At 68.5% G+C, this 23,494-nt stretch carries 25 protein-coding genes; 9 read left to right on the forward strand and 16 right to left on the reverse strand.

Annotated elements, in window-relative coordinates:
* Nucleotides 1-2: 2 nt before the first annotated feature.
* The 13 genes from ilvD to L3V85_RS03920 all read right to left on the reverse strand — a co-directional run bounded on the left by ilvD (nucleotide 3) and on the right by L3V85_RS03920 (nucleotide 10,526).
* The gene (gene ilvD / locus L3V85_RS03860) at nucleotides 3-1,739 is read right to left on the reverse strand and encodes a dihydroxy-acid dehydratase (protein ID WP_237678088.1); all 1,737 of its coding nucleotides are present in this window, start codon (nucleotides 1,737-1,739) and stop codon (nucleotides 3-5) included.
* Between the two features lie 37 nt (nucleotides 1,740-1,776).
* Complete coding sequence (locus L3V85_RS03865; RefSeq protein ID WP_237678089.1) at nucleotides 1,777-2,247, reverse strand: nuclear transport factor 2 family protein; 471 nt, start codon at nucleotides 2,245-2,247, stop codon at nucleotides 1,777-1,779.
* Nucleotides 2,248-2,276: 29 nt separating this feature from the next.
* Nucleotides 2,277-3,098, reverse strand: a complete 822-nt coding sequence (hpaI, locus tag L3V85_RS03870) for a 4-hydroxy-2-oxoheptanedioate aldolase (protein WP_237678090.1) — start codon at nucleotides 3,096-3,098, stop codon at nucleotides 2,277-2,279.
* Between the two features lie 11 nt (nucleotides 3,099-3,109).
* Nucleotides 3,110-3,913, reverse strand: coding sequence for a 2-oxo-hept-4-ene-1,7-dioate hydratase (gene hpaH, locus L3V85_RS03875; RefSeq protein ID WP_237678091.1), 804 nt, complete (start codon nucleotides 3,911-3,913; stop codon nucleotides 3,110-3,112).
* Nucleotides 3,914-3,924: 11 nt separating this feature from the next.
* Nucleotides 3,925-4,332, reverse strand: a complete 408-nt coding sequence (locus L3V85_RS03880; protein WP_237678092.1) for a 5-carboxymethyl-2-hydroxymuconate Delta-isomerase — start codon at nucleotides 4,330-4,332, stop codon at nucleotides 3,925-3,927.
* 13 nt (nucleotides 4,333-4,345) lie between these two features.
* Nucleotides 4,346-5,173 (reverse strand): extradiol ring-cleavage dioxygenase, encoded by an 828-nt coding sequence (locus L3V85_RS03885; RefSeq protein WP_237678093.1) that lies wholly within the window; start codon nucleotides 5,171-5,173, stop codon nucleotides 4,346-4,348.
* Between the two features lie 85 nt (nucleotides 5,174-5,258).
* Nucleotides 5,259-5,594, reverse strand: coding sequence for an aromatic ring-opening dioxygenase subunit LigA (locus L3V85_RS03890; RefSeq protein ID WP_237678094.1), 336 nt, complete (start codon nucleotides 5,592-5,594; stop codon nucleotides 5,259-5,261).
* A 3-nt stretch (nucleotides 5,595-5,597) separates the two neighbouring features.
* The gene (locus L3V85_RS03895) at nucleotides 5,598-6,566 is read right to left on the reverse strand and encodes a tripartite tricarboxylate transporter substrate binding protein (protein WP_237680489.1); all 969 of its coding nucleotides are present in this window, start codon (nucleotides 6,564-6,566) and stop codon (nucleotides 5,598-5,600) included.
* Nucleotides 6,567-6,568: 2 nt separating this feature from the next.
* Nucleotides 6,569-8,032, reverse strand: a complete 1,464-nt coding sequence (gene hpaE / locus L3V85_RS03900) for a 5-carboxymethyl-2-hydroxymuconate semialdehyde dehydrogenase (protein ID WP_237678095.1) — start codon at nucleotides 8,030-8,032, stop codon at nucleotides 6,569-6,571.
* Complete coding sequence (locus tag L3V85_RS03905; protein ID WP_237678096.1) at nucleotides 8,029-8,811, reverse strand: fumarylacetoacetate hydrolase family protein; 783 nt, start codon at nucleotides 8,809-8,811, stop codon at nucleotides 8,029-8,031. Before L3V85_RS03905 ends, hpaE begins: the two co-directional genes overlap by 4 nt.
* Nucleotides 8,808-9,440 (reverse strand): fumarylacetoacetate hydrolase family protein, encoded by a 633-nt coding sequence (locus tag L3V85_RS03910; protein ID WP_237678097.1) that lies wholly within the window; start codon nucleotides 9,438-9,440, stop codon nucleotides 8,808-8,810. Before L3V85_RS03910 ends, L3V85_RS03905 begins: the two co-directional genes overlap by 4 nt.
* A complete protein-coding gene (hpaR, locus tag L3V85_RS03915; RefSeq protein ID WP_081270024.1) occupies nucleotides 9,437-9,874 on the reverse strand; it encodes a homoprotocatechuate degradation operon regulator HpaR in 438 nt (145 codons plus the stop codon). Before hpaR ends, L3V85_RS03910 begins: the two co-directional genes overlap by 4 nt.
* A gap of 145 nt (nucleotides 9,875-10,019) precedes the next feature.
* Entirely contained in the window at nucleotides 10,020-10,526 is a 507-nt protein-coding gene (locus L3V85_RS03920; RefSeq protein ID WP_237678098.1) for a MarR family winged helix-turn-helix transcriptional regulator, read from the reverse strand.
* Between the two features lie 107 nt (nucleotides 10,527-10,633).
* On the opposite strand from L3V85_RS03920, the gene L3V85_RS03925 reads away from it, so the two are divergent.
* The 3 genes from L3V85_RS03925 to L3V85_RS03935 are packed head-to-tail and all read left to right on the forward strand — an operon-like array spanning nucleotide 10,634 to nucleotide 14,631.
* Nucleotides 10,634-11,653 (forward strand): Bug family tripartite tricarboxylate transporter substrate binding protein, encoded by a 1,020-nt coding sequence (locus L3V85_RS03925; protein ID WP_237678099.1) that lies wholly within the window; start codon nucleotides 10,634-10,636, stop codon nucleotides 11,651-11,653.
* 31 nt (nucleotides 11,654-11,684) lie between these two features.
* Nucleotides 11,685-13,079, forward strand: coding sequence for a DNA repair protein RadA (radA, locus tag L3V85_RS03930; protein ID WP_237678100.1), 1,395 nt, complete (start codon nucleotides 11,685-11,687; stop codon nucleotides 13,077-13,079).
* A gap of 37 nt (nucleotides 13,080-13,116) precedes the next feature.
* Complete coding sequence (locus L3V85_RS03935) at nucleotides 13,117-14,631, forward strand: BCCT family transporter (RefSeq protein ID WP_237678101.1); 1,515 nt, start codon at nucleotides 13,117-13,119, stop codon at nucleotides 14,629-14,631.
* A 62-nt stretch (nucleotides 14,632-14,693) separates the two neighbouring features.
* On the opposite strand, the gene L3V85_RS03940 is transcribed toward L3V85_RS03935, so the two are convergent.
* Nucleotides 14,694-15,149 carry a hypothetical protein gene (locus L3V85_RS03940; protein ID WP_237678102.1) on the reverse strand — a complete coding sequence of 152 codons (456 nt, stop codon included), beginning with the start codon at nucleotides 15,147-15,149 and terminating at the stop codon, nucleotides 14,694-14,696.
* A 184-nt stretch (nucleotides 15,150-15,333) separates the two neighbouring features.
* Between L3V85_RS03940 and L3V85_RS03945 the strand changes: the two genes are divergently transcribed.
* Complete coding sequence (locus tag L3V85_RS03945; protein WP_237678103.1) at nucleotides 15,334-15,771, forward strand: glycerate kinase; 438 nt, start codon at nucleotides 15,334-15,336, stop codon at nucleotides 15,769-15,771.
* A 7-nt stretch (nucleotides 15,772-15,778) separates the two neighbouring features.
* Here the strand turns inward: L3V85_RS03945 and L3V85_RS03950 are convergent, their stop codons facing one another.
* Nucleotides 15,779-16,726, reverse strand: coding sequence for a LysR family transcriptional regulator (locus L3V85_RS03950; protein ID WP_237678104.1), 948 nt, complete (start codon nucleotides 16,724-16,726; stop codon nucleotides 15,779-15,781).
* A 192-nt stretch (nucleotides 16,727-16,918) separates the two neighbouring features.
* On the opposite strand from L3V85_RS03950, the gene L3V85_RS03955 reads away from it, so the two are divergent.
* On the forward strand, nucleotides 16,919-18,232 hold the full coding sequence (locus L3V85_RS03955) for an MFS transporter (protein WP_237678105.1): 1,314 nt from the start codon (nucleotides 16,919-16,921) through the stop codon (nucleotides 18,230-18,232).
* A gap of 30 nt (nucleotides 18,233-18,262) precedes the next feature.
* Entirely contained in the window at nucleotides 18,263-19,474 is a 1,212-nt protein-coding gene (locus L3V85_RS03960) for a M20 aminoacylase family protein (protein WP_237678106.1), read from the forward strand.
* Between the two features lie 15 nt (nucleotides 19,475-19,489).
* Here the strand turns inward: L3V85_RS03960 and L3V85_RS03965 are convergent, their stop codons facing one another.
* Nucleotides 19,490-20,500, reverse strand: coding sequence for a recombination-associated protein RdgC (locus L3V85_RS03965; protein WP_237678107.1), 1,011 nt, complete (start codon nucleotides 20,498-20,500; stop codon nucleotides 19,490-19,492).
* A gap of 119 nt (nucleotides 20,501-20,619) precedes the next feature.
* Here L3V85_RS03965 and L3V85_RS03970 point away from each other — a divergent pair, with 119 nt between their 5' ends.
* From L3V85_RS03970 to L3V85_RS03980, 3 genes are all read left to right on the forward strand, one after another.
* Nucleotides 20,620-21,573: a branched-chain amino acid transaminase gene (locus L3V85_RS03970; protein ID WP_237678108.1), complete on the forward strand. Its 954-nt coding sequence runs from the start codon at nucleotides 20,620-20,622 to the stop codon at nucleotides 21,571-21,573.
* A gap of 8 nt (nucleotides 21,574-21,581) precedes the next feature.
* Nucleotides 21,582-21,791, forward strand: coding sequence for a zinc-finger domain-containing protein (locus L3V85_RS03975; RefSeq protein WP_237678109.1), 210 nt, complete (start codon nucleotides 21,582-21,584; stop codon nucleotides 21,789-21,791).
* A 165-nt stretch (nucleotides 21,792-21,956) separates the two neighbouring features.
* Entirely contained in the window at nucleotides 21,957-23,447 is a 1,491-nt protein-coding gene (locus L3V85_RS03980) for a hypothetical protein (protein WP_237678110.1), read from the forward strand.
* The last annotated feature ends 47 nt before the right edge of the window (nucleotides 23,448-23,494 follow it).

Raw genomic sequence — 23,494 nt, forward strand, 5'->3', positions numbered from 1 at the left:
GATCAAGACTCGTCGCGCAGCCAGGTGACCGCGCCCGAGTGGGTCACGGCGCCCTGGTGGGCAGGGCGCACGGTGAGCGCGTATTTTTCCAGCACGCCGCCGCGCGCGACCCCCGCGTTTACCTCACGTACGGCGAGCCGCGCAGCAATTTCCTCCGCGCTCAGTTCGACCGAAATCGAGCGCGCCTCGGCCCGCGCGTCGATGGCGATCAGGTCGCCGTCGCGCAGCGCCGCGATCGGGCCGCCGTCCGCCGCTTCGGGCCCCGCGTAGCCGATGCACAGCCCGCGCGTCGCGCCCGAGAAGCGCCCGTCGGTCAGCAGCGCCACCTTGTCGCCCATGCCCTGGCCGTAGAGCAGGGCGGTGATGCCCAGCATCTCGCGCATGCCGGGGCTGCCCTTGGGGCCTTCGTTGCGGATCACGATCACGTCGCCGGCCTCGTACAGGCGGTTCTGCACGGCGGTCTGCGCTTCTTCTTCCGAATTGAAGACACGCGCCGGGCCGCGGAACACCAGCCCCTTCAGGCCCGCCGTCTTGAGCAGCGCGCCATCGGGGCAGAGGTTGCCCTTGAGCACCGCCAGCCCGCCGTCGCGCGTGATCGGGTTGCCGGCCTCGCGCACCACGCGGCCGTCGGGCGCCAGGGCGCCGGCCAACTCCTCGGCCATCGTGCGGCCGGTGAAGGTGAGCACGTCGCCGTGCAGGAAGCCCTGCTCCAGCAGCGTGCGCAGGATGACGCCCGCGCCGCCGATGTAGAACACGTCGCGCGCCAGGTACTGGCCGCCGGGGCGCAGGTCGGCGATGAGCGGCGTGCGCGCGAACACCTCGGCCACGTCGTCGAGGTGGAACTTGATGCCCGCCTCGTGCGCGATCGCCGGCAGGTGCAGCGCCGCGTTGGTCGAGCCGCCCGTGGCCGACACCACCGCGCAGGCGTTCTCCAGCGCCTTGCGCGTGACGATGTCGCGCGGCAGCGGGCCGTCGCCCAGCACCGCCTTCATGAGGTTCTTTGCGGCACGGCGCATCAGCGGCGCGCGTTCGCTGAACACCGCCGGCACCATGCTCGAGCCGATCGGCGCCAGGCCCAGCGCCTCCGACACCATGCCCATGGTGTTGGCCGTGAACTGCCCGGCGCAGGCGCCGGCGGTGGGCAGGCAGGCGCGGCTCATGGCGTCGAGCTCGTCGTGCGTGGCGGTGCCGGCCAGCACCTTGCCGATGGTCTCGTAGGTGTCGACCACGTTCAGGTCGCGCCCGTCCGGCCCCGGCATCTGGCCCGGCAGCGCCGAGCCGCCGTGCACGAACACGCTGGGCACGTTGCAGCGCAGCATGCCCATCATCAGCCCCGGCAGGTTCTTGTCGCAGGCGCCGATGGCGAAGATGCCATCCCACTGGTGGCCGCGCGTGGAGGCTTCCACACTGTCGGCGATGAGCTCGCGCGAGACCAGCGAGAAGCGCATGCCCGAATGCGCCATCGTCAGCCCGTCGCTGATCGACACTACCGGGCATTCGTGCGGCGTGCCGCCGCCGGCGTAGATGCCGGTCTTGGCGTGCTGCGCCTGCTCGCGCAGGTTGAGGTTGCACGGGCTCATCTCGCCGCCGGTGTGGAACACGCCGATGTGCGGGCGCGCGATGTCCTCGTCGTCCTGGCCCAGCGCGTGCAGGAAGCTGCGCGTGGTCGCGCGGATCGTGCCCTCGCGGATGGTGGCGGAGCGGAAGCGCTTGCTGTTCGGATCGGTGGGCGTGGTCATCGGCTGGCGTGGGGGCTGGCTGGGTTGCGGGAGGCGGTCAGAACATGCCGTTCTTGTTCGCGGCAGTCTCGGGCACGGGCTGCACCACGTCCCAGTGCTCGACGATCTTGCCGTTCTCCAGCTTGAAGATGTCGACGATCGCGCTGCCGCGCGTGCCCGGCTCGCGCACCGCGTTCACGTGCAGGATCACGTAGTCGCCATCGACGAAGCTGCGCTTGATCTCGCTGTGCGACTTGGGAAACTTCTCGCGCAGGAAGGCGACGAACTTGCGGAAGCCCTCGGGGCCGTCGGCCGCCGTGGGGTTGTGCTGCACGTAGCGGTTGCCCACGTACTGCAGGGCCGCGTCGGCGTCCTTCTGGTTCAGGCCCTTCTCGTAGAAGGCCAGCACGGCCTGGCGGTTGGCTTCCTGCTGCGCGGTGGGGCCCGGCTTGCTCGCGCCCATGGGCGCGCAGGCGGCGAGGAAAAGGGTGGCGGCGGCGGCCGTGGCGGCCCAGGTGATTCGCTGCATCGGATGGCTCCCTTGGTTGACGGATCGGATCAGTAGCTGCTGGCGCCGCCGGTCTTTGCCGAACTCTTGTACTTCGCGAGCAGCTGCCTGGCCGCCGCCGCCAGCACGATGGTGTCCACCCCCACCGCCACGAACAGCGCGCCGGCCGCGAGCCACTTGCGCGCCTGCTCTTCCGTGGTCGACAGGATGCCCGGCGCCTTGCCGGCCTTGAGGATGCGCGCGATGGCGTCGGCGATCACCGCCTGCACCTCGGGGTGGTTGGGCTGGCCCACGAAGCCCATCGAGGCCGACAGGTCGGCCGGGCCGATGAACACGCCGTCCACGCCCGGCGTGGCCGCGATGGCGTCGATGTTCTTCATCGCTTCCACCGTCTCGGCCTGCACCAGCAGGCAGGTCTGCGCATTGGCTTCGTGCAGGTAGTTGGGGTAGGCCTGCCAGCGCGAGGCGCGGGCCAGCGCGCTGCCCATGCCGCGAATGCCCTCGGGCGGGTAGCGCATGCCCTGCACCAGCCGCGCCGCCTGCTCGGCGGTGTCGACCATCGGCACCAGCAGCGTCTGCGCGCCGATGTCCAGGTACTGCTTGATCAGCGTGGTGTCGCCCACCGGAATGCGCACGATGGGGTGCGAGCGCTCCGACTCGGCCTGCGCCGACCATGCGCTGGAGATGCCTTGCAGTTGCTGCAGCACCGAGCGCACGTCGTTGGGCGCGTGCTCGCCGTCGACCAGCAACCAGTCGTAGCCGGTGCCGGCCAGGATCTCGGCCGCGTAGCCGTCGGCCAGGCCGACCCACAGGCCGATCTGGGGCTTGCCGGCCGCGAGGGCCTGCTTGAAGGTGTTGATGGGTGTTTGCATGAAGATGGCTTTCAGACGAAGCGGAAGGCGATGGAGCCCAGGGGGCCGTAGTCGGCATGGAAGGTGTCGCCCGGCACCGCGTTGGTGGGCCGCGTGAACGAGCCGCCCAGCACCACTTCGCCGGCTTCCAGGCATTCGTCCCAGGGCGCGAGCTTGTTCGCGAGCCAGGCCACGCCGGTGGCCGGGTGGTTCAGCACGGCGGCGGCCACGCCCGATTCCTCGATCACGCCGTTCTTGTAGAGGAGCGCGCTCACCCAGCGCAGGTCCACCGCGTCCGGCTTCACCGGCCGCCCGCCCATCACGATGCCGGCATTGGCCGCGTTGTCGGCGATGGTGTCGAACACCTTGCGCATGGCCTTGGTGTGGCGGTCGAACTGCTCGATGCGCGCGTCGATGATCTCGATGGCGGGCACCACGTAGTCGGTGGCGGCCAGCACGTCGAAGATGGTCACGTTCGGGCCCTGCAGCTTCTTGCCGAGGATGAAGGCCAGCTCCACCTCGATGCGCGGCGCGATGAAGCGCTTGAACGGGATGTCGCCGCCCTGCTCGAAGAACATGTCGTCCAGCAGCGTGCCGTAGTCGGGCTCGGTGATCTGGCTGGCCTGCTGCATCGCGCGCGAGGTCAGGCCGATCTTGTGGCCGCGCACGATGCGGCCTTCGGCGATCTTGTTCTTCACCCATTCGCGCGAGACGGCGTAGCCGTCCTCGATGGTCATCTCGGGAAAGCGCTTGGAGAAGTGCTCGACCTGCACGCGCGACTTCTCGCTTTCGTGCAGCTCGGCGGCCAGTTGGGCGATGGTGGCTGTGGAGAGCATGGGCTGTCGTCTCAGGTCTTGTTGAACAGGGGGTGCAGGTTGCTGTGCTTGCCGTCGTACACCTGGCCGGGGCTTTCGTCGATCTGCAGCGTGATGCCGATGTGGCGCTTTTCGAAGACGGGCGCGAAATGCGCGCGCACGTCGGCCAGCAGTTCGTCGCCAGCCCTCTTCTTCACGGCCTCGGAGCGCCCCGCGGCCATGCGGATGTTCAGGTAGACGAAGGCGTAGTCGGCCTTGCCGTCGGCCACCGCGTAGTGCGCGGCGGGGTAGGCCAGCACGCGCGTGCCGCCGATGGGAAACACCGGCTTGTCGGCCTCGTCGCGCTGCTTCAGCATGGTGTCGGCCAGCGTGCGGCACAGGGCCGACATGTCGGTCTCGGGCTCGACGTTCGGCGTGTAGAGGATCACCAGATGGGGCATCGTCGTTCTCCGTTCATTCCACCGACATGGTCGCGGCGGTGCAGGTCACGGCGAAGATCGGGATCGCCTTCATGTGGAAGATCTCGCCCTTGCCGCGCGCGGCCGCGGCCACGGTGATGAAGGTGCGGATCTCGAAGCCGCCCTGGCCCGCCTCGCGGTAGGTGGCCTCGTCGCCGTAGTCGTCCTGCGAGAGCAGGCCGTCGCGGTCGTTGGCGCACCAGCGGCGCATGAACTCGGCGTCCCACTCGGCGTTGACCTTGCCCGAATCGGGCGTGGCCGGCCAGTGCGAGATGCCGCCCGTGCCCACCAGCGCGATGCGCTCGGGCGCCTTGTCGCAGGCGCGGCGCAATGCCTCGCCGAAGGCCCACGCGCGGTGCAGCGGCGTGAGCGGCGGGCCCTGGCAGTTGATGTTCACGGGGATGACCTTGGTGTCGAACTTCGGCGTGAGGAAGTTCAGCGGCACCATGATGCCGTGGTCGAACTTCCACTCCTCCGCGTAGGCCACGTCGACCGTCTGCATTACCTCGCGGATCAGCCGCTGCGACAGCGCGGCGTCGCCCGGGACGGTGTGCTTTTCGATGCCCAGCCACTTCGGGTCCTCGATCGGACCTTCGTAGCTGTCGGCCATGCCGATGGCGTAGGCCGGCATGTTGTTCATGAAGAAGTTCGCGAAGTGCTCGGCGGCGATCACGATGACCGCGTCGGGCTTCGTCGCGCGCATCGCCTCGCCGAAGCGGTGGAACTGCGCGTGGAACTCGTCCTTCACCGCCGGGTCGGCAAGATGCGCGCGGCCGGTGATGCCGGGGGCGTGGCTGCACACGCCTGCGAATACGAGGCTCATCTCGATGCCCGCCCGGCCGCCCGAAGGGCATCGAGCGCCCCCTCGGGGGGCAGCGAACCACACAAGGTGGGGAGCGTGGGGGTCTTCATATTCCTGCCACCTTCTCGTCGGTTCCTGTCGTCATTGCATAGATGCCCGCGCGCACCGGGCCGTACTTGCGCACGCCCTCGCGCATGGCCTCGAGGTAGTCGGCCCATGGAATGCCCAGGAGCGGCGCGAAATGCATCAGCAGCTGGCCGTTGCATCCGAGCACATAGAGCTTGCCGATGTCGCCGGAGTCGATGGCCTCGCGCTCTTCGGCGGTGAAGTCGTAGGCGCCCAGCAGTGCGGCGCGCGTGTCGCCGCCTTCGGCATAGCGCCGCTGAACGTCCTGCTCGCGGTTGAGCGCGAACAGGAATTTCTGCATCGCATAGAGGCTCATGCTTCAGCCCTCGATCTGGATGTTGGCCTTGCGGATCACGTCGCCGTACTTCGCGATCTCGCTCTGGATGAAGGCCGCGAAGCGCTCCGGCGTGCCCGACAGCGACGCGATGCCTCCCTTGTGGAAAGCCTCCGTCACAGCCGGCCCCGCGAGCGCGCGGTTCACCTCGGCGTTCATGCGCTGCACCACGGCGTCGGGCGTGCCGGCCGGGGCCAGCAGGCCGTTCCACGAATTGGACTCGATGGGTATGCCCTGTTCGGCCAGTGTGGGTATGGCGGGCGCGTACTGCGAGCGCTGCGCGGTCGCCATGCCCAGCGCCACCAGCTTGCCGTTCTGCACGTGGCTGCGGAATTCGGGCCAGTTGCCGAACATCATCGTCACCTGGCCGCCGAGCAGGTCGGTGAGCGCGGGGCCCTGGCCCTTGTAGGGCACGTGCACGATGTCCAGGCCCATCTGCAGCTTGAGCATCTCGCCCGAGAGGTGTGCCGAGGTGCCGTTGCCGAAAGAAGCGAAGCTCAGCGTGCCCGGCTTGGCCTTGGCGGCGTTGCGCAGGTCGGCCAGCGTCTTCAGGCCACTGTTCGGATGCGTGGCGAGCACGTGTTCCGACATGCCCATGAGCGCCACCGGGCGCAGGTCTTTCTGCGTGTCGTAGGGCAGCTTGCGGATCAGCGTCTGGTTGGCCGCGAAGCTGTTGGCCACGCAGACGAAGGTGTAGCCGTCGGGCGCGGCCTTGGCCGCCGCGTCGACGCCGATCACCGTGCCCGCGCCGGGCTTGTTGTCGACGATCACCGGCTGGCCCAGCGCCTTCGCCAACTCCACGCCCACGAGGCGCGCGACAAAGTCGGTGGTGCCGCCGGGCGTGAAGGGCACGATCACGCGGATCGGCTTGTTGGGCCAGTTTCCTTGTGCACGGGCCAGAGAGGGCAGGGCCGCGAATGCGGCCACGCCTTGCAACAGCGCGCGGCGTTGCATGCTCACGCCACGCCCCAGTGCGGAATGTGGTGCGAACCCAGCGACACCGCCACGTTCTTCGGCTCGCAGAACACCTCGTAGCTCCAGGTGCCGCCTTCGCGGCCGGTGCCCGAGGCCTTGGTGCCGCCGAAGGGCTGGCGCAGGTCACGCACGTTCTGGCTGTTGACGAAGCACATGCCGGCCTCCACGGCGGCGGCCACGCGGTGCGCCTTGCCGATGTTCTCGGTCCACACGTAGCTGGAGAGGCCGTACTGGATGTCGTTGGCCAGTCGGATCGCATCGGCCTCGTCCTTGAACGGAATCAGGCAGGCGACCGGGCCGAAGATCTCGTCCTGCGCGATCTTCATGCGGTTGTCGACATCGGCGAACACGGTGGGCACCACGTAGTTGCCCTTCTTCACGCGGTCGGGCAGGTTGCTCGGCGCTTCCAGCCCGCCGCACAGCAGCGTCGCGCCTTCCTTCGGGCCCAGCTCGATGTAGCTGCGCACCTTGGCCAGGTGGGCCTGCGAGATCATCGGGCCGACGATGGTCTTCTCGTCCAGCGGGTCGCCCACGGTGATGCGCTTGGCGCGCTCGGCGAACTTCGCGGCGAAGTCGGCGTAGATCGACTGCTGCACCAGGATGCGCGAGCCGGCCGTGCAGCGCTCGCCGTTGTTGCTGAAGATCATGAACACGGCCGCGTCGAGCGCGCGGTCGAGGTCGGCGTCGTCGAAGATCACGAAGGGGCTCTTGCCGCCGAGCTCCATGCTGAACTTCTTCAGGCCCGCGCTCTTCACGATGCGGTTGCCGGTGGCGGTGGAGCCGGTGAACGAGATGGCGCGCACGTCGGGGTGGCTCACCAGCGGCTCGCCGGCTTCCTTGCCGTAGCCGTGCACCAGGTTCAGCACGCCGGGCGGAATTCCGGCTTCCAGCGCCAGCTCGCCCAGGCGAGCGGCCGTGAGCGGCGAGAGTTCGCTCATCTTCAGCACGGCCGTGTTGCCGAAGGCCAGGCAGGGCGCGACCTTCCAGGTGGCGGTCATGAAGGGCACGTTCCATGGGCTGATGAGCGCGCACACGCCCACGGGGTGGAACAGCGTGTAGTTCAGGTGCGTGGGCGTGGGGTAGGTGTGGCCGTCCACCCGCGTGCACATCTCGGCGAAGTAATAGAAGTTGTCGGCCGCGCGCGGCACCAGCTGCTTGCCGGTCTGCGCTATGACCTGGCCGCAGTCGTTGGTTTCGGTCTGCGCGATTTCGGGCACGTTCTTCGCGATCAGGTCGCCGAGCTTGCGGATGAGCTTGGCGCGCTCGGGCGCGGGCATGCCGGCCCACTTGGGAAAGGCTTCCTTGGCGGCGGCCACGGCCGCGTTCACTTCGGCCTCGCCGCCGGAGGCGACCTCGGCCAGCGTTTCCTGCGTGGCGGGGTTGACGGTCTCGAAGTAGTCGGTGCCGGCAACATTCTTGCCGTTGATCAGGTGATCGACTCTCATGCTTTTCCTTGGATGGTCTCGATGGTGTTCATGAGCGCGCCGATGCGCTCGATCTCGGTGACGACGACGTCGCCCGGCTTGCAATCGACCACGCCGTCGGGCGTGCCGGTGAGGATCAGGTCGCCCGGAGAGAGCGTCATGAAGCGGCTGAAGTACTCGATGAGGAAGGGCGCGTCGAAGATCATGTCGCGCGTGTTGCCCTGCTGCGTGACCTGGCCGTTGACGGTGGTGCGCAGCGCGAGCGCCATCGGGTCGGGGACATCGGCCGCATCGACGAACCACGGGCCCAGCGGCGTGCAGGTATCGCGGTTCTTCACGCGCAGGTTGGGGCGGTACCAGTTCTCCAGGTAGTCGCGGATGGCGTAGTCGTTGGCCACGGTGTAGCCGCCGATGAAGTCGTAGGCGTCGTCGCGCTTCACGTTCCTCGCGGTCTTGCCGACCACGATGGCCAGCTCGCACTCGTAGTGCATGAACTGCACCCCGGCCGGGCGGTGCGTGTGCTGGCGGTGGCCGATGAGCGCGCTCTGGCCCTTGACGAACACCAGCGGTTCCTCGGGTGCCTTGAACTCGAGTTCCTTGGCGTGGTCGGCGTAGTTCAGGCCGAGCGCGAGGATGGTGCGCGGGCGCGCCGTGGGCGCGAGCGGCGGCAGCCAGGTGAGCTGTTCCTGCGGCACGATGCGGCCGTCTTCCAGGCGCACGGCGGCGTCGGGCTGGCCGTTGAATTCGTGGGCGGTGCCGCTGTGTTCGCGGCCTTCATAAATGACGCGTGCGTGCTTCATGCGGCTTCCTTCACCAGCGTGTTGCTCAGGGTCTCGAAGCCCGGCGCGGAAATGTCGATGCGGTCGCCCGCGCGTGCCAGCGGCCGGCCCGGGCCGCAGCCCAGCATCAGCACGTCGCCGTGCGCGAGCGTCATGAAGTCGCCCACGTCGGCCAGCAGTTGCTGCGCGGGGCGCACGAGTTGCGAGAAGTCGAGCGACTGCTTCAGTTCGCCGTTGACGCGCACCTCGACGCGGAAGCCGGCGGGGTCGGCCACGTCCTGCGCGTCGCGCAGCGCCGGCCCGATGCCGAGGAAGCCGTCGACGCACTTGAACTTGACCGGCGGGCGGAAGAAGCTGGCATGCGGGATCGACAGGTCGTTCAGCAGCACGAAGCCTTCGACGTCGCCCTCGGCGCCGATCACCATGCCGATGCTGGCGCCGATTTCCACCTCGGGCACGTCAGCGGGCACCGCGATGGCGCTGCCGTGGGGGCTCCAGGTGTTGGCCGTTTTCACGTAGAGCACGGGCGCCTTGGGCGGTGCCTTGTAGGGCGGCTGCGTCATCTGCGGCGCGAGCGCCTCGGCTTCGGCGCGGAAGTTCAGCAGCGTGCCGTACACCGTGCCCGTGGGCAGGAAATGGGGAGTACTCATGGCGAGGGTTGTTCCAGTGCGATCAGTTCGTCGAGCAGCCCGTAGAGCTGCGTGAGCTTGGCCTTGCCGAGCGATGTCTCCATCCACTCGTAGTGCGCCTCGATGCTGGTGGACAGCCGCTTCACCAGCTTCATGCCGTGCGGCGTGGCCTCGACCACGGTGCGGCGCTGGTCGGCCGGGTCGCGGGCGCGGGTGATGAGGTTGTCGCGCTCCATGCGCGCGAGCACGCCGGTGAGGCTGGGGCCGAGGATGAAGGCCTCGCGCGCGACCCGGCCGGTGTCGACCGCGCCGTGCTCGCCCAGCACGCGCAGCACGCGCCATTGCTGGTCGGACAGGGCGTGCTCGCGCAGGCTGGGCCGGGTGTGGGCCATCACGGCTTCGCGGGCCTGCAGCAGCAGGCGCGGCAAATTGCGGTGCGTGAATGTCGTGCTCAAGGCTTGTCTCTTCCGAAATTACTTAACATGTTAAATGATTCGCCGAAGCTTTCCTAGTGGCTGGTTCCGTCGTTTCGAAAACCTAGGGTATGCACGGATGAGGCGCGCGGCGCGCGCGCCTGGCCCGGCTGCGCATCGAGGCGCTTCAGCGTGCCGCGGATGGCTCGCGGCGGCGCCGGTCGGCCCTGGGCAGATCGGCCGCGGCCGCGACCATCGCCTCGCTTCGCGCGTGCAGGCGCTGCAGCATGTCGTCGAGCAGCGCCACCTCGTCGTCCTTCAGCGCGCCCAGCAGTTCCGTGTTGATTGCCGAAACCAGCGGATAGAGATTCGCGTGCAGCTTCTTGCCCGGTGCGGTGAGGCGCAGGAGCACGTGCCGCTGGTCGCCCGCGGGCTGCTCGCGCGAGACGAGCCCCTTCCTGACCAGTGAAGTCACCGCGCGCGATGTGCGTGCCCGATCCAGTTGCGCCTGTTCTGCCAGTTGCGACGAGCCCAGCGCGCCATGGCCCGCGAGCGTGGCAATGAGCCGCCATTCGCGCCGCGTGATGCCGAAGCGCCCTTCGCACAGCCGGATCACCAGGCTGCCCGCCACCGACAGCAGCCGGCTGGTGCGGTAGAGCAGCAGGTCGTCCAGCGTGCGCGGCGGTACGTGCATAGGGTTTGTCCCGGCGATGATTGATTTGATGAATCAATTGTCGGCGCTCTACATTGGCCGCGGCCACTGCAGCAGACCCAGTGCCGACGACAACGGAGACAAGACGGATGACAGCAACCCCCCACCCCCTGTATCAACCGAGGCGCCGCGGCGTGCTCGCCGCGCTCGGCGGTGTGGCCCTGGCGCCGCTCGGCGGCGCGGCATGGGCGCAGCAGGCGCAACCCGCGATCGCGCCGGGAACCCCCATTCGCGTGCTGATCGGCGTGCCCGCCGGCGGCACCCAGGACGTGCTCACGCGCGCCATCGCGCAGGAAGTGCGCGAGTCGCTCGGCCCGCTCATCGTCGACAACCGTTCCGGCGCGGCCGGGCGCATCGCTGTCGAAGCCGTGAAGACCGCGGCGCCCGATGGCCGCACGCTGCTGCTGGGCACGGCCAGCATGATGACCATGTTCCCGAGCGCCTACAGGAACCTGTCGTACGACCCGATCAAGGATTTCCAGCCCATCGTCAACGCGGCGCGCTTCGAACTCGCGCTCGTGGTGCACAAGGACGTGCCGGCCGGCACGCTGTCCGAGTTCATCGCCTGGGCCAGGAAGCAGCCGGGCGGTGCGAGCTTCGCGTCTTACGGCGCGGGCACGCCGTCGCATTTCCTCGGGGAGATGCTCAACCGCGCGGCCGGGCTGTCGATGGTGCACGTGCCCTATCGCGGTTCCACGCCGGCACGCCAGGACCTGATGGGCGGCTCCGTGCCAGCCTACTTCGACACCGTGGGTGGCGCGCTGCAGATGTTGCCGAGCGGCCGCGTCAAGGTGATCGCCACCAGCGGCGAGAAGCGCTCCCCGCTGATGCCCTCCGTGCCTACTTTCGTGGAGAACGGCCTGAAGGACGTGGTCGCGACCGCATGGTTCGCCTACTACGCGCAGGCGAAGACGCCCAAGCCGGTGCTCGACCAACTGCGCGCCGAGTTCACCCGCGCCGTGAACTCGCGCGAGGTGCGCCAGCAGTTGCTGCAGAACGGCATGTACCCGGTGGGCGACGGACCCGACGCGCTGCTGAAGACCATGCGCGAGGACATGGCGCGATGGGCGGCGATCATGAAGGCGGTGAACTTCCAGGCGAACGACTGAGCACCCCTGTCCGGCCACCTAAACTCGAAGGATGGCCAAGGACAAAACAACTTTCGTCTGCAGTGAATGCGGCGGCACCAGCCCCAAATGGCTCGGCAAATGCCCGAGCTGCGGCGCCTGGAACACACTGATCGAGCAGGCCGCGGGCGCGGCCGGCGGCGGCCCGGCCAACAACCGCTTCGGCACGCAGTTCGCGTCGCTCGCGGGCGCGTCGGAGCTCGCCACGCTGTCGGAAATCGAGGCGACCGATGTCGCGCGCACGCCCACCGGGCTCGACGAGCTCGACCGCGTGCTGGGCGGCGGCATCGTCTCCGGCGGCGTCACGCTGATCGGCGGCGACCCCGGCATCGGCAAGTCGACGCTGCTGCTGCAGGCGGTCGATGCGCTGCAGCGGGCGGGGCAGAACGCGCTCTATGTCACGGGCGAGGAAAGCGGCTCGCAGGTCGCGCTGCGCTCCAAGCGGCTGGGGCTCGACCACTCGCAGGTACAGGTGCTGGCCGAGATCCAGCTCGAGAAGATCATCGCCACGCTCGACGCCACGCGGCCCGCCATCGCGGTGATCGACTCGATCCAGACGGTGTACTCCGACCAGCTCACCTCCGCGCCGGGCTCGGTGGCGCAAGTGCGCGAATGCGCGGCGCACCTCACCCGCTTCGCCAAGACCAGCGGCACGGCCGTGGTGCTGGTGGGCCACGTCACGAAAGAAGGCGCGCTGGCCGGCCCGCGCGTGCTCGAGCACATGGTCGACACGGTGCTGTACTTCGAGGGCGACACGCATTCGAGCTTCCGCCTGGTGCGCGCCATCAAGAACCGCTTCGGCGCCGTGAACGAGATCGGCGTGTTCGCCATGACCGAGCGCGGCCTCAAGGGCGTGACCAACCCCAGCGCCATCTTCCTGAGCCAGCATGCCGAGCCGGTGCCCGGCAGCGTGGTGCTGGTCACGCTCGAAGGCACGCGGCCGATGCTGGTGGAAATCCAGGCGCTGGTCGACAACGGCGGACCGAGCCCGCGCCGCCTGTCGGTGGGCCTGGACCGCGACCGCCTGGCCATGCTGCTGGCGGTGCTGCACCGCCACGCGGGCGTGGCCTGCATGGACCAGGACGTGTTCGTCAACGCGGTGGGCGGCGTGCGCATCAGCGAACCCGCGGCCGACCTGGCGGTGATGCTCGCCATCACCTCCAGCCTGCGCGGCAAGCCGATGCCCAAGGGCTTCATCGCATTCGGAGAAGTGGGCCTGGCCGGCGAAGTGCGGCCGGCGCCGCGCGGGCAGGAGCGCCTGCGCGAGGCCGCCAAGCTGGGCTTCAGCGTGGCGGTGGTGCCCAAGGCCAACGCGCCGCGCAAGGGCACGAAGGAAATCGAAGGGCTGACAATCCACGCGGTCGACCGCATCGAGGAAGCCATGGACGTGGTCCGCCGCCTCGACTGATTCATCCGCCGGCCAACCCCCGAGAGGAGCCAAAGCCATGCAACTCGTCGTTTCCGCCGGCCTGATCGCCGCGGTGGTCCTGTGGGGGCTGCTCTCTCCGGCCTCGCTGGACAGCGTGTTCAGCACCGCGCTGTCGGGCATCACGCGCAACTTCGGCTGGTTCTACCTGTGGGTGGTGCTGGGGCTGGTGGTGCTGGCTTTCTTCCTGGCCTTCAGCCGCTTCGGCGACCTGAAGCTGGGCGAGGAAGACGACGAGCCCGAGTTTTCTCTCGGCGCCTGGTTCGCGATGCTGTTCGCGGCCGGCATGGGCATCGGGCTGGTGTTCTGGGGCGTGGCCGAGCCGATCTCTCACTATGCGAACCCGCCGCCGGGCGTGGTCGCCGGCACGCCCGACGCCGCCGGCGTGGCCATGCGCTATGCCTTCTTCCACTGGGGGCTGCATCCCTGGGCGATCTACGGCATCGTGGGGCTGTCGATCGCCTTCTTCACCTTCCGCCGCAAGACGCTGGCGCTGGTGAGTTCGGCCACCGAGGCATTGCCCTGGCGCTTCGTGCGGCGGCTTTCACCGGCCTTCAACGTGCTGGCGGTGGTGGCCACGGCCTTCGGCGTGGCGGCCTCGCTGGGCATGGGCGCCACGCAGATCAACAGCGGCCTGCACGCGGCCTTCGGCACCGCGATCGGGCGGGGCACGCAGGCGGCGATCATCGTGGTGACCACGGTGCTGTTCGTCACCTCGGCGGTCTCCGGCGTCGAGCGCGGCGTGAAGTGGCTGTCGATGGGCAACCTGGTGCTGGCGGCGTTGCTGGCGCTTGTGGTGCTGGTGCTGGGGCCGACCGTGGCGATCGTCGAGACCTTCACCAACACGCTGGGCGCCTACATCGCCGAGTTCGTCCGCATGAGCCTGCGCATGAACCCGTTCCGCAACAGCTCGTGGGTCGGCGACTGGACGCTCTTCTACTGGGCCTGGTGGCTGGCGTGGTCGCCGTTCGTGGGCCTGTTCATCGCGCGCGTGTCGCGCGGCCGAACCATCCGCCAGTTCATCCTGGGCACCGTGATCGCGCCCACGCTGGTGGGCTTCGCATGGTTCTCTGTGTTCGGCGGCGCGGCGCTCAACTTCCAGATCTTCCAGGGCGTGCCGCTGGTCGAGGCGGTGAAGGCCGACGTATCGACCACCATGTTCGTGATGTTCAAGGCCATGCCCATGGGCGCACTGCTGTCGATGGTCGCGACGCTGCTGGTGTTCGTGTTCTTCGTGACCTCGGGCGACTCCGCCACGCTGGTGCTGGGCACCATGAGCACCGGCGGCAACCCGAACCCGCCGGCCCGCGTCAAGATCACCTGGGGCGTGCTGGTGGCGGCCATCGCGCTGAGCCTGCTGTTCGCGGGCGGCCTCAAGGCCATACAGACGGCGACCATCGTGTTCGCCCTGCCGTTCGCGTTCGTGATCCTGCTGATGGCGCTGTCGGTCACGCTGGCCATCCGCGACGACTGGAACGCCGAGCAGAAACGCGAACGCGAGCTGCGGCGCAAGATGCGGCAGCTCGTGTCGTGATCCGGCCCTGTCGCCGGAAAAAACGCCCGGCGCGCCAGCGAGGCGCGCCGGGCCTACCCTCCCTAACCCCCGATGTGCATCGTGAACGCCGGTCCGCTGTTGAGCACGCATTGACCGCTGCCCAACGTGGCCGAGTTCATCGTGTACTGGCAACTCAGGTTGCCGCCGCGGCTGCCGGCGGCATTCGCCAGGCCTGCTCCCCGTGAGCCCGCGACCCGTGTTGCCTCTCCCTGAAACTGTTCATTGCCGATCTGTGCACTGAAGTGGCCGCGGCCGTTCATGTCGTTGGTCACGGTGCCGGCGACGGTGCCGTAGCGCGCGGCTTCGGCATTCGACGGGTACAGCCGCGCGCTGAAAGTCTGCGCGACCGGGCCCGGCGGCACGGCATATGCCTGCGAGGGCGGCGCCACGGGGGCGGGCTGGCCCAGCGGCACCACGTAGCAGCCGGTGAGGGCGGTGCCCGCGAGCGCGGCGACGAGCGTGAGACGAACGAAAGTGACGGAGCGCGGAATGTTCATATGCTTTTCAGTGGCCCGGGCAGATGCCCGTGCGGTGAAATGTGCCGGCGCCGCCCGCCGCCGGAGGCGCTTTTCGGGGCGAGTACCGCCTTGCGCGCCCGGCGGTAGCCACGGCGGCTACCGCTATCGCCTGCGCGGCCCCGCCTGAGGACTTTTGCCGGACACCCCTGGCCGGGCGGCGACAATGCGCGCCATGAATTTCAAGAAATTTCTGGTGCCCGTGGGCGCCATCGTCGTTCTCGGGCTGGCCTGGCGCAGCGGTGGCTGGGGCGGCGTCGCCCTGGCCGGCGGCGCGATCATGATGTTCCTGCTGCTGCACTTCAACCGCGCCATGCAGGTGCTCAAGCGTGCGGCCGAGCGGCCGGTGGGCTACGTCGGCAGCGCGGTGATGCTCAATGCCAAGCTCAAGCCGAACGCGACGCTGATGCACGTCATTGCCATGACCCGCGCCCTGGGCGAACTGCGCTCGCCCAAGGACACGCAGCCCGAGGTGTACCGCTGGACCGACGGCGGCGGCTCGTACGTCGATGCGGTGTTCAACGGCGGCAAGCTGCAGAGCTGGACCATGACGCGGCCGGAGAACCCCGTCGACGAGCAAGACGGCGCCAACCCGGCCGCCTGATCCCGACCTAAGTTCCTGCGCCGCCCTTGCGCCTGGGCTGCCGCCACGGCGGATTGGCCTTCGCGTGGTGGCGCGCTTCCTTCACGAATTCGGCGCACACGTGCGTCATGAGGTCGGCCGAGCGGTAGACCAGGAACACGTCGAAGTCCGGCAGTTCGTCGCTGATCGGCAGTTTTTCGAGCAGGCCCGGCTGCAGCCGCAGCGGCCCGGCGCCGTGGAACACGAAGTCCGACCACATGCTGATCAGGTCGGTCTGCGTGGCCAGTTGCAGCCCCAGCAGGTTCGACGCGCTGTGCACCATGCGCCGGGGCATCTGCAGCCCATGCATGTTCATCGTGCTCACCAGCGGGCTGCCCGCGTCGTCGATCGGGTCGAGCACCAGCCAGTCGGCGTCCAGCAGGGGTTGCAGCCGGCGCACGCGCCGCAGCGGATGGCCGGCACGCACCGACAGGTGCATCGCCACCGAGAACAGCGGCTCCCACTGCAAGGCGCCGGTACCCGGGCCGTTGCAGGTGGAGATCAGCCCCAGGTCGAGCCGGCCTTCGCGCAGGCCCTCGAAGATCTGCTGCGGCCGCAGCTCGAAACCGCGCATCGCCACGTTGGGAAAGCGCTGGCGGAACGACGCCATCGCGTCGGGCAGCGGTCCGCTCGACGCCACCGCGGTGAAGCCGATGTGCAGCTGCCCTTCGTCGTGCCCGCGGATCGCCTCGATGTCTTCGAGCGCATGCCGCAGCTCCTGCTCGACCAGGCTCGCGCGCTTGACCAGCGCCGTGCCGTAGGGCGTGAGGCTCACGCCGCGCGTGGAGCGCGACATCAGCGTCACGCCCAGTTCGCGCTCCAGTTCGGAGATGGTCTTCGACAGCGCCGGCTGCGTGGTGTGCAGGCTGCGCGAGGCCTCGTGGATGCTGCCGTGCTGCGCCACCGCCAGCAAGACGCGCAACTGTTGCAGCTTCATCGTGGTGCCGGTTTCACGGAAACGGGCGTCCTGGGGATTGTCCGGATGGCTTCTCGTGCCTGTTCATGACGGGGATGCCATTTGGTTATCAGCATGAAAATTTGTGATTCTTCGCCACGGCGCTTTGCCTGAATACTCCGCCGCGAAGGGGCCGGTCCGACCCCCCGCAACCTGTTCGTGGAGTGACATTAGATGAGCGAAGCCGCATTGCCCGCAAGCCCGATCCGGGGCTCCTCACCAACCGCCACGGCGCAAGGCAAGGGAAAGCAGAGCCAGTTCCGCCTGATCGCCGCCTGCTCGCTGGGCAATGCGCTGGAGATGTACGACTTCACCGTCTACAGCTTCTTCGCGCTGCTGATCGGCAAGCTGTTCTTCCCCTCCGACAGCCCCTACGGCTCGCTGCTGCTGGCGGTGGCCACCTTCGGCATCGGCTTCGTGATGCGCCCGCTGGGCGGCGTGATCATCGGCAACTACGCCGACCGCAAGGGCCGCAAGGCCGCGATGACGCTGACCATCGGCCTCATGGTGCTCGGCACGCTGTGCATCGCGCTGGCGCCCAGCTATGCGTCGGCCGGCGTGTTCGGCTCGCTGATGATCGTGGCGGGCCGGCTGCTGCAGGGCTTTTCGCTCGGCGGTGAAGTGGGCGCGGCCACCTCGATGCTGATGGAGGCCGGCGGCGTGAAGGGCCGGGGCTTCCGCGTGAGCTGGCAGCTCGCGAGCCAGGGCGTGTCGGCGCTGCTGGGCGCGCTCACCGGCGCGGCGCTTTATGCGGCACTGCCGCAGGCTTCGCTCGAAAGCTGGGGCTGGCGCCTGCCGTTCCTGCTCGGCCTGCTGATCGCGCCGGTGGGCCTGTACATACGCTCGCAGCTGGAGGAAACGCACGTTGCCGAAAGCCACGAGTCCAGCCCCATCGGCCGGCTGCTGCGCAACCACGGCGGCCTGGTGCTCAAGGGCATCCTGGCCACCACGGCGGGCACGGCGACGATGTACCTGGTGGTGTTCTTCATGCCCACCTACATGATCCGCGTGCTGCACATGCCGCCGTCGCTGTCGCTGCTGTCTGGCTGCGTCACCGGCATCACGCTGTTCCTGGTGTCGCTGGTGGCGGGGCGGCTGGCCGACCGGTTGCCGGCGCGCAAGCCGCTGGTCATCGGCTCGCTGCTGTTCAGCGTGGTCGCGGTGTACCCCGCGTTCTGGCTGATCAGCCACTACCCGAGCGTGCCGCTGGTGCTGGGCCTGTCGGCGCTGCTCACGGCGAGCGTGAACATCGGCACGACGCCGATGTTCCTGATGCTGCTGGAGATGCTGCCGACCGGCGTGCGCGCCAGCGGCATCTCGGTGGTCTACAGCATCGGCGTGACGGTGTTCGGCGGCTCTTCCCAGTTCATCGTGACCTGGCTGCTCGCGAGCACCGGCAACCCGATGTCGCCGGCCTTCTACATGATGGCCTGCGGGCTGCTGAGCCTCGGCGCGCTGCTGAGCCTGCGCGAGCACAAGGCCGATTGACTCTCCCCCACGAACAACGACCTTTTTCAAATGACACGAGAACTCAGCCCCCAGACCACCAAGCTGCTGTCCCGGCTGCTGCCGCAGGCCGACATCGACACCCAGGCCTTCGTCGACATCCGCCGCCGGATCCACGCCAATCCGGAGCTGGGCTTCGAGGTGAGCGCCACCAGCGAGCTGGTGGCCAACCTGCTGCGCAGCTGGGGCTACGAGGTGCACACCGGCATTGGCAAGACCGGCATCGTGGCGCAGCTCAGGCTCGGCAGCGGCACGCGCCGGCTGGGCATCCGCGCCGACATGGACGCGCTGCCCATCGTCGAGGCCACGGGCCTGCCGTATGCGAGCCGCAACCCCGGCCGCATGCACGCCTGCGGCCACGACGGCCACACGGCCATCCTGCTGGCCGCGGCCAAGGCGCTGGCGGCGGCGCGCAGCTTCGACGGCACGCTAAACCTGATCTTCCAGCCCGACGAGGAAAACCTCTGCGGCGCGCGCGCGATGATCGAGGACGGCCTGTTCGAGCGCTTCCCCTGCGATGCGGTCTATGCGCTGCACAACGCGCCCGGCGTGCCGGTGGGCACGGTGCTGGCGGTGGAAGGGCCGGTCACGCTGTCGTCCGACGTGGCCGACGTCACCATCAAGGGCGTGGGCGGGCACGGCGCCATGCCGCACCGCGCGCGTGACCCGGTGGCCGCCGCGGCCGCCGTTGTGACGGCGCTGCAGACAGTGGTGGCGCGCAACGTGGCGCCCGACGACACGGCGGTGGTGTCGGTCGGCTTCATCCGCGGCGGCGCCACGCACAACGTGATTCCGCAGTCGGTATCGCTGGGCCTGAACGTGCGCGCGGCCCGGCCCGAGACGCGCGCGCTGGTCGAACAGCGCATCCGCGAGATCGTGAGCCTTACCGCGCAGGCGCACGGCGTGGAGGCCGAGATCGACTACCGCCAGCTGGTGCCGCCGGTGGTCAACACCGCGGCCGAGACACGGCTGATGGCGCAGGTGTGCACCGAGATCGTGGGCGAGGCGAACGTGCTCACGCAGGTGCCGCGCGGCTTCGCGGGCAGCGAGGACTTCGCCTGGATGCTCGCCGCGCTGCCGGGCTGCTACTTCATGCTCGGCAACGGGGAGGGCGAGTTCGGGGGCTGCATGGTGCACAACCCCGGGTACGACTTCAACGACCAGGTGCTGCCGTTGGGAGCCGCCTGCTGGGTCCGCCTCGCGCAGACTTACCTGGTCGCCTGAGCTTCCCGCACCGCGTCAGAAAGGCGCGTCTTCTTCCTCTGCGGCGTCGGCCGGTGTCGTCGTGGTGGGCGCTGCCGGTGCTGCGCCAGCAGCAGGCTTCACCGTGTCGTCCGGCGGCGCTGCCGAGAACGCGGCTTCGCCGCCCAGCGCGTCGAGCAGCGCCGGCACCAGTTGGCCCAGCTCGCCCGTGGCGATGGCCACGTCGGCGTCGTAGTTGTCTTCCTTCTTGCCACCGGCCGCGCCATCGCCCGTGCCTTCCAGGAAGGTGATCTTGCGGATCAGCAGGCCGTGCGTGAGCTCGAAGGACACGCGGTCGTCCCAGGTCAGCGCGAGCCGCGTCGGGCGCTTGCCGTCGGTGATGTGCTGCTTGACTTCGTCGATGTCCAGCGGGTGCTTGGCATAGCGCACCACGGCCTTGGAGTCGTCGGAGGCCTTGAGCTCGCACTCGCGGTCGATGGTGAAGCCGGCTGGCGGCTCCTGCGTCAGCAGCCAGTTGGCCATGGCCGCGGCCGGCTCGATCTGCGTGTTGATGAGTGCCACCGCGAAGCCGTCGAGCGACTTCACCAGGCTGGTGACGACTTCGTCCGCGCGCGAGGCATTGCCGCTGTTGATGACCAGGCGGTTCTCCGCCTTGTCGATCCACACGGCCACGCGCGCGCTGCGGGTGAAGGCCATCGGCAGCAGCTCGAGCGTGATGTCTTCCTTCAGCTCTTTCTTTTCCTTCTTGCCGGGCTTGCGGCCGGTGGTGGCCTCGATGTTGGCGCAGCGCTCGTCGAGCTTGCGGCGCACCACGGAGCCGGGCACCTGCTTGCTCTCGATCATGTATTCGACCAGCCACTGGCCGTCGATGGATTCGACCAGCGGGCCGTTGGCTTCGCCGCGGGGTTCGACCCAGCCTGCGGACTTTTCCTGCGAGGGGCCGCAGGGCACGAAGCGCTGCTTGCCGAGCCCTTCTTCCGCCTCGGCCAGTGTTTGGGACCAGGCAGGTTCGATGCGATAGACGATGACGTTCTTGAATACGGACACGGAAACCCTTTTTTCCACTGGTTTGGACAACCGGCCATTGTCGGGCACCCCGTTCCGGGGCCGGCCGTAAAATCGAAAGCTTTTGCGACTTCCCCCATCGCTCCCAAAGGAATCAGGAAATGAGCTCGATCCCCCCCTCGCTGGACGACCGTGACGGCAAGATCTGGATGGATGGCGAACTCGTGGACTGGCGCGACGCCAAGATCCACGTGCTGAGCCACACGCTGCACTACGGCTGCGGCGCCTTCGAGGGCGTGCGCGCCTACAAGACGGCGGACGGCGGCACGGCCATCTTCCGCCTGGCCGAGCACACCGAGCGCCTGTTCAACAGCGCAAAAATCCTGCGCATGAAGATCCCGTTCACGCAGGAACAGCTGAACGAGGCCCAGAAACAGGTGGTGCGCGAGAACAAGCTCGAGAGCTGCTACCTGCGCCCCCTCATCTGGATCGGCTCCGAGAAGCTGGGCGTGAGCCCCAAGGGCAACAAGATCCACGCCATGGTCGCGGCCTGGTCCTGGGGCGCCTACCTGGGCGAAGAGGGCATGAAGCGCGGCATTCGCGTGAAGACCTCCAGCTACACCCGCCACCACGTCAACATCACGATGACGCAGGCCAAGACGGTGAGCAACTACACCAACTCGATCCTGGCCAACATGGAAGCCCTGGACGACGGCTACGACGAAGCGCTGCTGCTCGACGCGAGCGGCTTCGTGTCGGAAGGCGCGGGCGAGAACATCTTCGTGGTCAAGGGCGGCGTGGTCTACACGCCCGACCTGTCGGCCGGCGCGCTCAACGGCATCACCCGCAACACCATCCTGCACGTGTGCAAGGACCTGGGCCTGGAGCTGGTGCAAAAGCGCATCACGCGCGACGAGGTCTACATTGCCGACGAGGCCTTCTTCACCGGCACCGCCGCTGAAGTCACGCCCATCCGCGAACTCGACCGCGTCGAGATCGGCAACCGCGGCGACGGCGGCGCCCGTGGCCCGATCACCGAGAAAATCCAGGCTGCCTTCTTCGACATCGTGAACGGCAAGAACCCCAAATACGCCCACTGGCTCACGAAAGTCTGAAAGAAACCATGTCCACCAATGCAGTCGTCGAACTCCTGGCCAAGGAACTCAACCATCAAGGCGGTGTGTTCTGCCCCAGCCCCAAGGCCGACATGAAGCTCTGGAACAGCCACCCGAAGGTCTACCTCGACGTGGCGCGCACCGGCGAAGCCAAGTGCCCTTACTGCGGCACGCTGTACCGGCTGAAGGCCGGCGAAACGGTGTCGGCGCGGCACTGACGCTTGCGCGGAGCCGCCGCACGGCGCGCCGGCTCCGGCCTGCTGACTCTCCGGTTTGAACCGCGGGTGTTCCCGCCTTCGAACTACGGATCTCGGTGATGGTGCCCTGCGGGACCCGTTTCTAGCATCGACCCACTGGCGTTCAGACCAGGTGAGGAGTCGATTGTGGGGATCAGATCTTTCAGATTTGCCGCTGGCACGCTCGTGCTCGCGTTGGGCCTTTCGGCTTGCGGAGGCGGTGGTGGCGGCGGCGGCGGTAGCGGCTTCAGCCTGCTTCCTTCCGGTGGTGGCACCCCCACCACGCCGCCTGCGGCCGAGACCAGCGTCGCCGTCTCCGGCACCGTGGCCACGGGCGCGCCGGCATCCGGCAGCAACGTGGCGCTGCGCTGTGCGAACGGCTCCTCCGGCACGGCCACCACGGCCGCCGACGGCACGTGGTCCGCCAAGCTCGATGCACCCGTGTTCCCCTGCCTGGCCACGGCCTCGGGCGGTTCGCTGGCCGCCGGGCAGAAGCTGCACTCCATGCTGCGCGCGGCGGGCTACGTCAACATCACGCCGCTGACCGAACTGATCCTGGCGCGCGCGGCCGGCATGGCGCCCAGCGGCATCGAACAGGCCGGGCTCGCCGCGCTGGCAGCGCTGGCCGGCAAGCTCGACGCGGCCCAGGCCGATATCGTCGCGCTGCTGAACGAGTCGGGCTACGGCGCATTCGCGCCGAACCCCTTCATGGGCGAATTCAAGGCCGTTGCGGGCGACGCCTACGATGACCTGCTCGAGCACCTGGCGCAATCGCTGGCCGATGGCGACACCACGCTCGACGGCCTCGTCGCCGCGCTGATCGCCGCAGCCGAAGACGACGGCTTCGACCTGCCGCTCACGCACACCTTCAAGCCGGCCGAGCTCGCGGCGCAGCCGCAGCTCAACAAGGCGCACCTGGCCAGTGCCGCGGGCGTGCTGTCGATGAGGCTGGACGCGGGTTCCAACGCGGTCGGTGCCTATGTAGGCGGCGGCGCGGGCAACAAGGCCGTGCTGCAACTGTCGGGCCTGGCGGGCACGAAAGTGAGCGATCTGAAGCGCATCGAGCTCGAGCTCAAGGGCGACGCCGGCGGCATCGGGCAGGGGCTGCCGTATGCATACCTCAACTTCACGGTCGACCTGCACTGCGACGCCACGCCCCTGCCGGCCAACGCCACGCTGGCGGACGTTCGCGCGCGCCGTCGCATCCTGATCTTCGACACGTACTACCACTTCATGCAGGCGACGAACGCGATCTCGACCAGCGAGTTCAGTTCGATCGCCATCACGCCGGCCACGCCGGGCTGGCGCATCTCCGGCGGCACGCCGGTGGGCACTGTGGCGGTCAACCCTGCCTACAACGGCAGCGAGACGCTCGAAGGCTTCGATTACACGGCCTACCCCGACGCCTGCATCGTCGACGGCATCACGGGGGATGGCGGCATGCCGCGCAACGCCTCGGCCGACGCCAGCTGCGCCACCAACGCGGCACTGCCGGGCTCGGCACCTGCGGTGTGCGGCGCGGCTTACACGGGGCCAATCCTGGTCCTGGGCGACAGCAGTAGCACCACTGCGTCGCAATGGAGCTTCAAGCGCGTGAAGGTGGAGGCGAAACGCAAGCAGACCTTCCGCTTCGGGTAGCGAACTTCCGGCCGGCCGAATCCCGTGCTTGCCGCGGGAGGGCGGCG

Origin of the sequence: Variovorax paradoxus, from assembly GCF_022009635.1 — a bacterium.
Taxonomy (GTDB): Bacteria; Pseudomonadota; Gammaproteobacteria; order Burkholderiales; family Burkholderiaceae_C; genus Variovorax.